Annotated in this window: 15 protein-coding genes; 3 read left to right on the forward strand and 12 right to left on the reverse strand. The window is 29.0% G+C overall.

Features of this window, described 5'->3' with window-relative positions; all coding sequences use genetic code 11:
* The first annotated feature begins 91 nt into the window (after positions 1-91).
* Together ftsE and ftsX are read left to right on the forward strand one after the other, a co-directional pair.
* Positions 92-778, forward strand: a complete 687-nt coding sequence (gene ftsE, locus F3K33_RS15155) for a cell division ATP-binding protein FtsE (protein WP_039771470.1) — start codon at positions 92-94, stop codon at positions 776-778.
* Positions 768-1661 (forward strand): permease-like cell division protein FtsX, encoded by an 894-nt coding sequence (ftsX, locus tag F3K33_RS15160; RefSeq protein ID WP_039771473.1) that lies wholly within the window; start codon positions 768-770, stop codon positions 1659-1661. The genes ftsE and ftsX overlap by 11 nt, the downstream gene beginning before the upstream one ends.
* A 147-nt stretch (positions 1662-1808) precedes the next feature.
* Here ftsX and F3K33_RS26800 read toward each other — a convergent pair whose 3' ends face one another.
* Positions 1809-2003 (reverse strand): YncE family protein, encoded by a 195-nt coding sequence (locus tag F3K33_RS26800; RefSeq protein WP_039771476.1) that lies wholly within the window; start codon positions 2001-2003, stop codon positions 1809-1811.
* Positions 2004-2154: 151 nt separating this feature from the next.
* The gene (locus F3K33_RS15170; protein ID WP_039771478.1) at positions 2155-3867 is read right to left on the reverse strand and encodes a methyl-accepting chemotaxis protein; all 1713 of its coding nucleotides are present in this window, start codon (positions 3865-3867) and stop codon (positions 2155-2157) included.
* Between the two features lie 347 nt (positions 3868-4214).
* Here F3K33_RS15170 and F3K33_RS15175 point away from each other — a divergent pair, with 347 nt between their 5' ends.
* Positions 4215-4547 (forward strand): TlpA family protein disulfide reductase, encoded by a 333-nt coding sequence (locus F3K33_RS15175; RefSeq protein WP_039771480.1) that lies wholly within the window; start codon positions 4215-4217, stop codon positions 4545-4547.
* 63 nt (positions 4548-4610) lie between these two features.
* Here F3K33_RS15175 and F3K33_RS15180 read toward each other — a convergent pair whose 3' ends face one another.
* From F3K33_RS15180 to nuoL, 10 genes are all read right to left on the reverse strand, one after another.
* Positions 4611-5168: a TVP38/TMEM64 family protein gene (locus F3K33_RS15180; RefSeq protein ID WP_039771482.1), complete on the reverse strand. Its 558-nt coding sequence runs from the start codon at positions 5166-5168 to the stop codon at positions 4611-4613.
* Positions 5169-5393: 225 nt separating this feature from the next.
* Positions 5394-5603 (reverse strand): DUF378 domain-containing protein, encoded by a 210-nt coding sequence (locus F3K33_RS15185; protein ID WP_012059172.1) that lies wholly within the window; start codon positions 5601-5603, stop codon positions 5394-5396.
* Between the two features lie 217 nt (positions 5604-5820).
* Complete coding sequence (locus tag F3K33_RS15190) at positions 5821-6105, reverse strand: hypothetical protein (protein WP_039771484.1); 285 nt, start codon at positions 6103-6105, stop codon at positions 5821-5823.
* A 30-nt stretch (positions 6106-6135) separates the two neighbouring features.
* Positions 6136-6366, reverse strand: a complete 231-nt coding sequence (locus tag F3K33_RS15195; protein WP_012059175.1) for a heavy-metal-associated domain-containing protein — start codon at positions 6364-6366, stop codon at positions 6136-6138.
* A gap of 167 nt (positions 6367-6533) precedes the next feature.
* Positions 6534-7037, reverse strand: coding sequence for a hypothetical protein (locus F3K33_RS15200; RefSeq protein WP_039771486.1), 504 nt, complete (start codon positions 7035-7037; stop codon positions 6534-6536).
* Between the two features lie 291 nt (positions 7038-7328).
* Positions 7329-8702 carry a sensor histidine kinase gene (locus F3K33_RS15205; protein ID WP_023975546.1) on the reverse strand — a complete coding sequence of 458 codons (1374 nt, stop codon included), beginning with the start codon at positions 8700-8702 and terminating at the stop codon, positions 7329-7331.
* Positions 8699-9382 (reverse strand): response regulator transcription factor, encoded by a 684-nt coding sequence (locus F3K33_RS15210; RefSeq protein ID WP_039771490.1) that lies wholly within the window; start codon positions 9380-9382, stop codon positions 8699-8701. The genes F3K33_RS15205 and F3K33_RS15210 overlap by 4 nt, the downstream gene beginning before the upstream one ends.
* 371 nt (positions 9383-9753) lie before the next feature.
* On the reverse strand, positions 9754-11172 hold the full coding sequence (locus F3K33_RS15215; protein ID WP_023975548.1) for an NADH-quinone oxidoreductase subunit N: 1419 nt from the start codon (positions 11170-11172) through the stop codon (positions 9754-9756).
* A gap of 2 nt (positions 11173-11174) precedes the next feature.
* Positions 11175-12698 carry a complex I subunit 4 family protein gene (locus F3K33_RS15220; RefSeq protein ID WP_039771495.1) on the reverse strand — a complete coding sequence of 508 codons (1524 nt, stop codon included), beginning with the start codon at positions 12696-12698 and terminating at the stop codon, positions 11175-11177.
* Complete coding sequence (gene nuoL, locus F3K33_RS15225; RefSeq protein WP_308463435.1) at positions 12699-14552, reverse strand: NADH-quinone oxidoreductase subunit L; 1854 nt, start codon at positions 14550-14552, stop codon at positions 12699-12701.
* Positions 14553-14557 lie beyond the last annotated feature (5 nt).

A 14557-nucleotide genomic window follows, 5' to 3' on the forward strand; every position in this document is an offset into this window, starting at 1 on the left:
AAGGAAACACATAATTTCTTCATAATAATAAGTTATAATATTACAAAAACACACAAGTATATTTAACTAACATCTAATTGGAGGATTACTAATGATTAAATTTGTAGACGTTACTAAAGTATATGACAATAACACCTTGGCTCTTAAAAATGTTAACTTAACTATAGAAAAAGGTGCTTTTGCTTTTTTAGTAGGCTCAAGTGGTGCTGGCAAATCAACAATAATAAAAATGCTTTTTAAAGAAATTGAGCCGACACATGGTAAGTTAATATTAAATGATACTGATGTAACCAATCTAAATAAGAATCAAATACCGTTTTACAGAAGAAAGATAGGTGTAATATTTCAAGATTTTAAACTAATTCCAACTCTTAATGTCTATGAAAATGTAGCTTTTGCATTAAGGGTTATTGGTGTCAGTACTAAAGATATAAAAAAGAAGGTACCTATGGCTTTATCACTAGTTGGATTATCTGATAAATTTAGGTCATTTCCAAGCCAATTGTCAGGCGGTGAACAGCAAAGAGTTTCAATTGCTCGAGCTATAGTGAATGATCCTAATATTTTAATTGCCGATGAACCAACAGGAAATCTCGATCCTGAAACTGCAATGGGAGTAATGGACACGCTCGACAATGTTAATAAAAACGGTACTACAATACTTATGGCTACTCATGCAAGAGATATCGTTGATTCAATGAGGAAGCGAGTTATTGCTATTGAGAATGGAACTATAATAAGAGATGAACTTAGGGGGACTTACGATAATGAATTTTAATACCTTCAAATATTATATTATTGATGCATTAAAGAGTTTAAATAGAAATAGAACCATTAGTATAGCATCAGTTATTACAGTAACTGCAACTTTATTTATAATGGGAGTTTCAATACTATTAATGCAAAATATAAATATAGGAATGAGCAATGTTGAATCACAGGTTCAAATACAAGTATTTTTAAATGATAGTATCACTAATAAAGATCAAGAAAACTTAGAGCAAAAGTTAAATAATATTTCTGGTATCAAAAGTGTTAAATTTGAAGATAAATCAAAGGCTTTAGAAAAGTTTAATAAACAGGTTTCTGAAGATAATACTTCTTTATTAAATAATTATGATTCTTCCAATAATCCGCTGCCTAATTCATTTATAATAGATCTAGAAAATCCTGAAATATCACATCAAGTGATAAGCGCAATCGAAAATATGCCTGGTATAGAATCCATTGGCAATGATCAGGAATTTACAAATAAAATAATTTCAATATCCAAAAACGTGAAATGGATTGGAATTGCTTTATTCATATTAATGGTATCAGTTTCTATATTCCTTATTAGTAATACTATAAAATTAGCTATTTACTCAAGACGTAGAGAAATTGGAATAATGAAATTTGTTGGAGCAACTGATTGGTTTATTAGATGGCCGCTTATTATTGAAGGTGCACTTATTGGTTTGTTTGGAGCCATATGTTCAAATATATTAATATACTATCTCTATAAACTAGTTTTTATAAAGATAAATGAAATTTTACTTTTAATAAACTTAATATCACCATCTTATATTACGCAAACCCTCCAATGGCAGTTTATATTAGTTGGGATTTTAATTGGAAGTGTAGGAAGCTTCTGGTCTTTAATTAAATTTTTAAAAGTATAAATCATAAAAGATACTAAAAAGTGTATTGAAAACTAATTATTTTAGAATTCAATACACTTTTTTATATATTAAGAACTATAAATTATGATTGCATAAATTACTAAATTTAATTAACTCAAATTAAATTTATTCTCATTAGAATATTAATTACCTGTAGCTTATTCCATTTGGTTCTCCTTCTACTTTTATAGTTTTAATAACCCTATCTGTGCTATTGTCAATAACACTTACAGTTCCATCATACATATTAGTAACATAAACATATTTATTATCAGGGCTAACTACTACTCCATGAGCTCCTTTTCCAGTTTCTATTGTTGCAACTACTTTCTTAGTTGACATATCTATCTTTGAAACAGTATTTGATGGTGCATCTTCAGTTCCTTGATTTGCTAAGAATGAATATTTATCATCTGATTCAATGTAAACTTGGGTAGGTCCTTTTCCTACTGCGATAGTACCATTCCCTTTATATTTTTATACAACATATTATCTATATTTTAAATTTTTGTACCAAGAAATTAAGTTCTTCAGATAATTCAGCTTGCCTTTGTGCAGAATTCGCAACTTCTTGAGTTGCGGCAGTTGTTTCATCTACACTATTTAATATTCCTTCTGAACTTTCTGCCGATTGCTGAGCAGTAGACGAAACTGTTTCTATTGCAGCACTAGTTTGCTCTATAGAACTAAGTATTTGATTTGTACCATTTGCAATTTCTTTTGACATAGATTTAATAAAGACTGCATCCTTTTCATATTTAAAAGCAGTTTCTAAAAAAAGCTCATAATCTGGATTTACATTATTATCAATATGCGCCAATATCTCTTGAGTGTTATTCGAAAGATTATTGAAGGCATTGTTTACCTGGGTAATAACTTCTTTTATGTTTGAAACATTCTCTGCTGACTGTTCTGCAAGCTTGCGTATCTCATCTGCTACTACAGCAAAACCTTTTCCCATTTCACCAGCTCTTGCCGATTCAATGGCCGCATTTAATGCTAAAAGATTTGTTTGCGATGCTATATTTGCTATAGAATCAGCCATTACTTTAATTTTTTCAACAACTTTTCCTTCTTCTATTGCTTTTAATATATTTTCTTGCTTTTCTTTATATATTTTCTTAGAAATATTTATTGATTTTAATCCCTTATCTTTTATTTCTGAGGCACGTATCTGAACATCATTAGAAGCTTGATCGCAATCCTTTGCCTTATTTGATAACTCAATAGAATTTGAAGTTATTTCTTCAATTGATGCATTTACTTCTTGTGATGTTGCACTCAATTCTTCTGTACCAGTTGTTATTTCCTTTGTAGCTTCATTAATATTGTTCATTTTTGTAGAAATTCCTTCTATAGTGTTATAGATTTCTTCACTTGATTCTTTTATACTGCTAGAATTTGAAATTATTGTTGATATAAGACTTCTAGTGTTTTCAGCAGCTTTATTTAAAGCATTTGATATTTTTCCTATTTCATCTTTTGAATAGAAATCTATTCTCTGAGTTAAATCACCTCTACCTAGAGCATCCGCAAATACTAAAACCTTATTTATTTGTTTTGATATTAATGTTGAAATCAAAACTCCAAGTAAAATTGCAAATATGAAACCGAATATAACTATACCAATCATTAAATTAAACGAATTCTTAAATATTAAATTATTAACATTATTTGCATTTTCAGCTTCTTTTATATTTGAATCAATTATTTTATTAATACTATCAAAAGTCTTATCCCTAGCCTCAGTTACCATTTGAAAAGCCGTTTGTGCTTCATCATATCTATTGGCATTTATTAAATCCATAAAATCTTTACGTGACATCATATATTCTTCGTGAAGCTTTATAAAATTTGTTAATAATTTTTCTTCTTCACCTGTTTCACCTGCATTTTTAAATTCTTCGGAAATCATCATATCTTCATTTGTTAATTTTTCTATTTCACTTTCAATATCCTGTTTTTTAGCTGCATCTTTTGTTGTTAAAAGCGCTAATAAATCTGAGTGTATCTGTAGAAAGTTTGCTTTTAACTCCTCAACTGTTTTTAAATGTTTCAAATTATCTTCATACATAGAGGTTGAATTTGCATTTATTTTTTTTATTTCTGATATCCCTTTAAATCCAATGATCCCTATAAGGAATGAAATTAATAAGAAGCAAAATATAAGTTTTTGTGCAAGTTTTAAATTATTAAATATTTTCATATTGTTCCTCCTCAGTTTATATGTTATTTCCTAATTGAATACACACATTATTTTGTTTTCTAAATCATTCTTAAAATATTAACTTTTAACAACTCAAATAATACCATTCTATTATGAAGAACTTATGAAGAATATTCCAATTCATAATAATATATTCAATTTCTAATTCCCTAATTTTACGCTGTCTAATATAATAAATTTCACACCATGTAAATTTAACTTTTTTTATTTTAATAATAAGTTATCAAAAATACATATAATCTTCATATCTTTTTTATATAATAATTTTACTTATGATAATTATTGACTTATATATATTGGGGATTAACCATTTAAAAGGCAAGAAAGTGTTTCTTAACTTTTTGGCAACTTGGTGTCCCCCCTGTAAAGCTGAAATGACCGAGATAGAAAAATTATATCAAGAAACAAAGGATAGTGACTTAGTTATAGTTTCTGTAGAAATCGGTGAGCCATTAAATACTGTTAAATCATTTATTGATAGTAACAAATATAACTTTAAGGTACTTATAGACCCTGATCAAAGTGTAGCTACAAAATATAACATAACTTCAATTCCTACTTCATACTTTATTGATAAAGACGGAATTATAGTTTCTAAGCATGTTGGTGCCATGAATATCGACCAAATGAAAGCCTATATCAAAACTCTAGATAAATAACCGGCTTTAATAAAAAAATGAATTAGAACTCTCTAATCTGAGATTATTCTAATTCATTTTTACTTAATAATCTTTTTTCTTTGCAATTGTAAATTTAATAACTATTAGACTAATAAATGTTATGCCTAGCCTTATCCAATTATCGTAAATATTAATTATGTCATAGCTAACAAGTGCCTCTAACGCTATAGATGGAACCTTTCCAATCAATGTTGCAACAGTGAATATTGTACTATCAACACTACTTATTGATGCTGCAAGTGTTATAATTCCTGATGGTATAAATGGAATGATTCTTCCTTGAAATATTAGTAGCCCCGCCTCTCTTCCATCACTTTTAACTATTCTAGAAATTAACCTATTTCTATCTGTGAATTTTTCAATCTTCCTTTTAAAACCTAATCTATAGATAATAAAAGTAATATATGCTCCTATTGCTTCACCTAACAGAGATATGAAAAAGCCATTAATAGGCCCGAAGAAAACTATGTTCGCTCCTGTTATAAATACTGACGGTAATATACCAACAAGGGAAATGCCTATACTTATTATTAGACTTATAGGTATCGCAATAGAGCTATTATTTCTCAAGATCTCCACTACATCATTTATATTGAACATGGATTTCTCCTTTATTAATATTCTAACTTAAAATCTTAATTTCTAAATGCCATCTATTTATCACGTACTATCTTGATTACTATCTGCTATTTTACAACATTCTTATAATCAATTCAAATAAAATAAGACTCAAATTTTAGCTTTTACAGCACTTGAGCCTTTTACATATCCATGGTACTTTTGCTTAAACATATTTAAAATGATTGTGTTACTTTTCTTATCCTTCTAGGCTACTTCACTATTCGTTCCTTTGAATAATAAATAAATTGCATATATCCCTGCTATACCAACAATGCCACAAACTATCCGATCGAGCCAAGACATTGTTACAGGTGCAGAACCAAAGGCAAGCCCTATGAAATCATCTCCCAAAAAACCTATTATTCCTAATCTTATAGCAGCTGCAACAACCAATACCCATGTTATTGTTCTCATTTTCATTCACTCCCTTTTATTAAATATATTTTATATTATGTTAAATTTGAATTACAAATAATATTTAGATATTTTAAATACCTAATCTATTATTTGTAAATTACCTTTTATTATACCCAAAACCAATCTAATAACTGTTCATTCTTTATTTATTTCTCTAACTAAAAAAGAAGTTAATAGTAACATACGATACTGATTAACCTCTTTTTTTATTAGCCTATTGCTCTATTTTGTTTTGATTTTCATTAACTTCTTTCTTCTCACTACAACAGCTTCCATGCTTTCCTTTAAACATCATTCCCATCATAAGTACCATCATTATTGGACATATGAAAGGTGCTATCCCACCTATAGCTGCTTTAAGACCTGTTCCAACACTTAAAAAAGGAAGTGCTGCTACAATTATAAACGGTAATCCACAACAAAGCACCATCATTAACATATGCTTTATTGGATTATGTTTTTTATTTCCTTCATTTTTATTATTTCCATGACAATTCATAATAAATTCCCCCTCATATTCTCATTATAATTAATGTTTAAGCTTAACTACTTTACCACTTAAAATTGATCTATTTACTATTTCTTTAATATCATCTCTTGATATCTCTTTATCTCTATAGATTACTTTAATTTTCTTTGATTCTAAACTAACATCAACTCCTAATAAACCTTGAATGGAGCTTAATGTTTTTACAACATTCATTAGACACCTATGACAAAGCATATTTTCTTGTTTAAAACGTAAACTATAGCTTTTCATCACTATCGCCTCCCTGTAAATACATTATAAATAAATGTTATGAAGATATTGTGTAGATAAAAATAAATTTTAAATATTAATTAAAATCTAATTATCAGGATAAATGTAATCCTCTATATAATTAGTGCTTATATTACATAACTTTCACAATAAAATCTGAATTTCTATTAAAATTTTTCGGTCTCATTTATGGACTCAATGCTATCTATAATTTTAATTATTCCTTTTATCATTCCCATCCAGCAACTAAACTCTATGTCTTCATCTTTGGGGATAAATTCTATTATATTTTCTCCTGATTTGAAATCTTTATCTATATTGAAAGATGGTAATACTATTCCATTATTACACGAATTAAGTTGATCTCCTTCAAATATCAACTTAACAGGAATATCTTTTTGAACATAAATAACATCAGGGGTATAACCATTATTATCTACTGTTATTCTTACTACCAGAACCCCATTTTCAATAGACGCATTAGCTATATTTAAGCGAGATGCATTAGCTTTATTTACTGATAAGTTATGTTTTAATTTTTCACTCATATCAAAACTTGATACAATAGTACTAAATAATAGAATAATTGCACCTATAGCAAATAATCTTACATATTTTCTGTTGTTTAAACATTTATATATTGCTTTATTAACTTTTCTTATAATATTCATGCTTGTCACCTCTATAATTATAAATATATTATTTCAGAAAAAAGTCGCTTATTATATAGTAAAGTATAATAAAAAGTTATGAAGATTCTATAAGGATGATATATGAAATTTCTGTCAAATTATATTGGTAGTTATATGCTATTATTAAAACATAATAAATCATCTATATTTTAAGGAAATAAATGTCAATTTAATAATTCTCAAAAAACAAAAAAGGTATCTTAAAATCACTTTTTAAAGTGTTTATAGATACCTTCTTTTTTTATGTAGTTTGTGATAAAAATTTATGTATTAATTACTTTTGTTTATGCATACTGTAAATACAGTTTCCTTATCTTCCTTACTTTCTACATCTATTGTTCCAGAATGCAAAGTTAATATTTTCTTTACAAGTGTAAGACCTATTCCGCTTCCCTCAATTTTATGTCTACTTTTATCTCCACGATACATTCTTTCAAAAACATAAGGTAAATCTTCTTTTTTAATTCCAATTCCATTATCCTTAATTTTAATGATAACTGAGTTTATATCGCTACTAATATTGACCCATACAGTTCCATTTATATTGTTAAATTTAATTGCATTAGATATAAGATTTATAAATACTTGTTTCAATTTATCGTAATCGCCTACTACAATAAAATTTTTACCTTCTTCTTTATTAATAATTAACTTTATATTTTTTTCATCAGCAGCAATATTAAAATCACTAATTACATTTGAAATAAGCTCCCCTATATTAACCCTTCCTAATTTAAGCACTATTTCATCTGACTCTATTTGTTTTAATGAATTCAAATTATTTAAAAGCTTGCCAAATCTTATTACTTCATCATTTAAGCTATTAAGTTTATCAGTAGTTACAGGTATAATTCCATCTATCATTGCCTCTAAATTATTTTGTAATACATTTAATGGAGTTCTAATTTCATGGGATATATCTGAAATAAGACGCTTTCTTAATACATCCTGACTATTTAATTTCTCACCTAAATCATTTATGCTCTCAGTTAAATTCCGAATTTCTTCAATATTACTTTTTATATTTGATCTAGAATTATAATTTCCTTTTGATAAACTTACAGAAGTTTTTGAAACTTCCTTTATTGGTTCAGAAAATTGCTTTGATATAATAAGACTTATCAATGCTACTACTATTAGTGTTAATACTCCACTAAATACAATACTCTTATTAATTTGTCCCTTGAAGCTTATATCTTCCTGTGAAAGCAGAACAGGCGAATACTGTCCGACAATAATATAACCTACTGTTTTTCCATTTACATTTATATCAAAAGTATTGGAAGTATACACTCCGGTTTCTTCCTTGCCATTTACTGTCATATGATTTTTATTTTGTATATCTTCATGGTTCATTTCCCATACAACTTTTTTATTATCATCCAAAAGACTTAAACAGTAATTACTCATATACGCTTCATGCATCATTTCTTCCCCCGAAGTAATATTCCATCCACCATCACTTTTATAAACTTGTTGAAAATATTCTACTAACCTTGTATTTCTTTGAGTTTGTATATTTTCCATATACTTATTGAATGTATTCGTTATAGTTATATTTACTAATAAAGCTGATAATAATACGGTAGCTACTGCGCAAAATATTATAATAAAACTCAATCTCCCCCTAATACTTTGCTTCATACTTCATCACCAAATTTATAACCAATTTTTGTAACAGTAACTATATATCGAGGAGACTTGGTATCTTCTTCAATTTTCTTACGTAAATTTTTGATATGAACATCTATACTTCTGTCTGAACCATCAAATTCGATTCCAAAAGCTCTCTCTATTATTGCTTCCCGTGTAAATACTTTTCCTTGATTTGAAGATAAAATATATAATATATCAAATTCATTTGGAGTTAAACTTACTTCCTCTCCACTCAATTTAACTAATCTCTTATCAAAATCAATTATTAATTTGTTATTATTAAAAGAAAGTACATTTTCTTTTCTTGTTCTTACTCTTCTGAACAATGCATTTACACGCGCAGTAAGTTCTCTTGGACTTAATGGTTTTGTTAGGTATTCATCTGCTCCAATATTTAACCCTTCAATTTTATCGCTTAATGTACTTTTAGCAGTTAGCATAAAAATATATACATCTGATATTTTTCTTAATATCTTACAAACTTCCTCACCATCAATATCTGGAAGCATTAAATCTAAAATTACAAGATCAATCCTTTCTTTTCTAAAAACTTCAATTCCATCTAATCCATTTTCAGTGGAATACACCCCATATCCTTCTCTTTCCAAATATGCTTTTACAACGTCTGATACGCTTTTTTCATCTTCAATTATTAAAATGTTGTTCATAATATTCCCCCCATATAGTTAATTTTAATATTACTTTATCATATATTTAATAATTTAACTAAAAATTATTCCTCCAATAAGTTCTTTTATTATTTTAAATTTCAAATTCTGTTACACTTAATAAAAGAAAGTACTTCAAAATGATAAAAAAATCATTTTGAAGTACATCCTTAATGGCAGCATCCTCCACCGCCTTTGAATACTCTAAAAACTATAAAAGCAATAACTGCAATTATTAATATTGTAGCAACCATTTTCCTCATCCTTCCTACTATCTATCATTTGAAAATGATTCTTATTGTACATTAAAATTATGTAGAAATTATGAAGATAATGATTATTACAAAATAGAATTTTTAGTAATTCTTATATTAGGATAAAAATGCTTTAGATACTGACAAAACTACATTTACTACTTGGCTAGGATAAATTCCAAGAATAACAAGTACTGTCATAGATATAGTTAATGCTAATTTTGTACTTATGGATACCGGAATTGATTCAAGTTTAGTAGGACTTTCTCCAAAATACATAACCTTAACAACTTTAAGATAGTAATATACTGATATAACGCTCATACCAATACTTAAAAATGCTAACCATATCTGTCCCTTTTCTATTATAGATAAGAATAAATAGAACTTGCCTATAAATCCTGCTAAAGGTGGAATTCCTGCTAAAGAAAGTAAGGAGATAAGCATAACAGCAGCTAAAAATGGTGATCTTTTAGCTAAATAAGCATAATCTTTAATTTGATCACTTCCTGTTGCCTTTGAAACTGCAATTACAACTCCAAATGCTCCCATGTTTGCAAACAGATAAAACAAACTATAAAGCAAAATTGATGCGATGCCAAGACTTGAATTCGCAATAATCCCTAGTAAAAAATAACCTGCTTGTGAAATGCTTGAGTAAGCAAGCAGCCTTTTAATATTAGTTTGGGGAATAGCAACTAAATTTCCAAGCACTAAAGTTATAACAGATAATACTATTATTAAATCAATCCAGTAGTTAGACACAGATGACATTCCAGTCATAAATAATCTTAATAAAACTGCTAAACCTGCTGTTTTAGATGCTACCGCTAAAAATACTGTAATCGAAGTAGGTGCTCCTTCATAAATGTCTGGAGCCCACATATGAAAAGGAACAATGGCTATTTTAAAAGCAAAACCTGCAATTAAAAATATCACGCCTAGTATTTCTAATGGTGCTATCTGTCCTGTCACCAGTGCTTCTGCAATTTCTTTAATAGCCGTTGTTTGAGTAATCCCATATATTAAACTTAATCCATACAAGAAAATTGCTGAAGACATTGCACTTAAAATAAGGTATTTTAAACTTGCTTCTTTTGATTTATCATCACCTTTATAAGCAATTAAAACGCAAAATGATATAGTCATTAATTCTAGTCCTATATATATTGCAATGAGTTCTCCCGATGATACCATAATCATCATTCCAAGTAGCGCAGACACAATTAATGCATAGAACTCTCCTTGTTTTGAAACTAGATGATCTCTAGAAATTAACACTGTTAATACTGCAGCTATCAAGAAAAGCTGTTTAAAAAAAGTACTAAAAGGATCATTAATATAAGCTCCACCAAAAAGAGATTGTGACTGACTCCCATTCAATAGTGCCTCACTAAATAATGATACTATTAAAATTATAAATAGACATATTCCTGTAAATAAACTAAGTTTTTCTTTATACCTTTGCAGTGATAAACTTGCTATCAAAAGTACAAGACATAAAGCTGCAGTTAAAAGTTCAACTATATAACTCATAATTAAAATCCCCCCATTATCATTCCTATATCTGATATCTTACCCATAAGTGACATTGCTCCACTATGAATAAGATCAATTAGTGGTGATGGGAATAAACCAAAAAATATTAATACACTTGCAAGCATAACTATAGGTACCATTTCCACCCCTTTTGCATCTTCTAAATGATCCCATTCTTCTTTTCTTGGGCCAAGGAAAGTGCTTTGAACCACCTTCAATATATAAGCAGCCGTAATAACAATTCCTAGAATAGCCATTATTGAAATTGCTTTAAAAGGTATTATTGAAAATAGTTTTCTTGGCTCATCATGGGATCCTAAAAATATTAGAAATTCAGCAACAAAGTTGCTTAGTCCTGGTAATCCTAATGATGCAAAACCAGCAATTATAAAACCAATTGCCACTCTTGGCATTTGATGTATTAAACCACCAAACTTAGCGATTTCTCTTGTGTGAGCTTGATAATAAATATTACCTATTAAAGTAAAGAATAATGCAGTCATAATACCATGGGCAAACATCTGAGCTACAGCTCCGTCTATTCCTTCAAAATTTAATGAAGCAATTCCGAGTAGTACGTACCCCATATGACTTACACTGGAATAACCAATTACAAATTTTAAATCCTTTTGAGCCATGGCTACCATAGCTCCATATAGTATATTAGCTATGGATAATACTGCAATTAAAGGAACCCAGTACTTTGCACCTTCTGGAAATAAAAATACACCTGCACGGATAATTCCATAACCACCAAGCTTCATTAAAACTCCTGCGTGAAGCATACTTACAGCTGTTGGTGCAGCCACGTGTCCATCTGGAGACCATGTATGAAAAGGCCACATAGGGACTAATATCCCAAAACCTATTAACATTAGGAAAAAAGTAAATTTTTGAAAGCTGGCGCTATACTCAATAGTACTAAGAGTTTGTATATCAAAACTTCTTATTCCTAAATTATTAGCATATACAAAGGTCGCAATAATTCCAATTAGAATAAATGCACTTCCTACTAATAAATATAAAGTAAGTTTCATTGCAGCATAATCTTTTCTTGTACTTCCCCAAACTCCAATTAATATATACATTGGAATAACAGCTATTTCAAAAAATACGTAGAATAAAAATAAATCTCTTGAAATAAATACTCCAAAAACACCTGCAACTAGTAAAAGCAGGAAAATGAAAAATTCCTTTATTCTTTTTTCCATTTTCCATGATGAAAAAACACCTGCAAAAATAACGATAGCAGTAAGCAATATTAAAGGTATGCTTAAACCATCCGCACCCACAGAATAATTAATTCCGAAGGCAGGTACCCAATAATAGGTTTCTTGAAATTGAAGCCCTCCCATTTCCTTATTGTAAGTAACAAAAGCTATAATCGAAAGCAACAATGAAATAAACGTAACAATTGCTGCAGTAACTTTTATTTCCTTTTTCTTAGTTCCTGGCAAGAAAAGTATTATGATTATACCCAAAATGGGTGCTAATAATATTGATGTTAATATCGGAAATTGCATCTACATCCCTCCTAAAATCGGTGCTGTGAGCCATAAAATTATTAAAGCAATTGCTATGAAAAAGACTAGAGCATAATTTTGCACCCTTCCTGAATGAATAAGTCTAAGTTTAGCTCCCATTCTCCATATCAAAGAAGTAGTATTGTCAAAAATTCCATCTACAATCTTGCGGTCACACCAATTAAAAAGATAAGAAATATTTAAAACTACTTTTTCATATATCCATTGATAAAGTTCATTTATATAATATTGATTAAAAAGAAATTGATGTATTGGTTTAAACTTCACACTAAGAGCTTCACCTGATATTACTTTCTTACCATAAATAAGCCATCCTAGTAGTATTCCACCAAAAGCTGCTGCTACTGATTCACTCATAACCATTAAATTTGCTTCTGGAATTTGAGAGGTTTGAAAATATATAAATGAAGCAAAAGTTTCATTTATAAAACCATAAAATACTGAGAAAACTGATAATATGATTAATGGCACAGTCATGCACCAAGGAATTTTATGGACATAATGTTTTTCTCTTTCCTCTCCAAAGAAGACTATTAAAACTAAACGAGCCATATAAAATGCTGTTAAAAACGCTGTAATTAAACCTAAGTAATATAAAAATATATATCCATGCTCATAAGTTACAGTTAAAATTTCATCCTTACTGAAAAAGCCTGATAGAGGTGGAATTCCAGCTAGTGATAAAGATGCAATTATAAAAGTTATGCTTACAAGTTTCACTTTTTTAATTAAGCCGCCCATTTTAAAAATGTCCTGTACACCAATAGAATGAATAATGCTACCTGCACCTAAAAATAATAATGCCTTAAAAAATGCATGGCTTGTAAGATGAAACATTCCAGAAGTAAATCCGCCTACTCCCATTGCCATAACCATATATCCTAATTGACTCATAGTTGAAAAAGCCAATATTCTTTTTAAATCTCTTTGAACTATTGCAATTGTACCTGCCATGAATGCAGTTATTCCACCAATGTACGCAATTACTAAACTTACTTCATGTAAAGAAGAAAATAATATATAACCACGCGCTAAAAGATATACTCCAGCTGCAACCATAGTAGCTGCATGAATCAATGCACTTACTGGTGTTGGTCCTTCCATGGCATCTGGAAGCCAAACATGAAGTGGAAATTGAGCTGACTTTGCTACTGGTCCTGCAAAAATTAATAATGCTATTATAGTTAAATAAACAACATCTTGATATGATGGAATACTTGCGGCTAGTTCTCTAAAGTTAAAAGTTCCAAAAGCCATGAAAAGGCAAAGCATTCCGACTAAAAATCCGAAATCTCCAACTCTGTTAGCGACAAACGCCTTTTTATTAGCCTTTACAGCTGAAGGCCTGTCATAGTAGAAACCAATTAGAAGATAAGAACATAACCCTACGAGTTCCCAGAAAAAGAACATTTGAAAATAGTTATTAGAAATTACGAGTCCGAGCATTGAACTGCTAAATAATGATAAATTCGCAAAAAATCTAGAAAAACCATCTTCACCTTTCATGTATCCCAAAGAATATATTTCAACCAATAAACCTATAAAAGTCACAATTATAAGCATAATTGCTGTAAGTGGATCAATTAATACTCCTACTTCAATCTTAAGGGGAACTGACAACCACGAAACAGCATATTCAACAGGTTGATTAATACTAACTTTTGAAGTAATAACCTCATAAAAAACTCCTAAAGAAAATATAAAAGAAATAAACATTCCAACTATTGCAATTGCTGAACTAATCCCTTTAGATTTCTTCGTAACAAATCCAATAATTAAAAATGCAATTGCAGGAAATATGGGAATCATCCAAGCCAAATCTATAAATCTCATCATAA

It is taken from the genome of Clostridium beijerinckii (assembly GCF_008705175.1).
Taxonomy (GTDB): Bacteria; Bacillota; Clostridia; order Clostridiales; family Clostridiaceae; genus Clostridium; species Clostridium beijerinckii.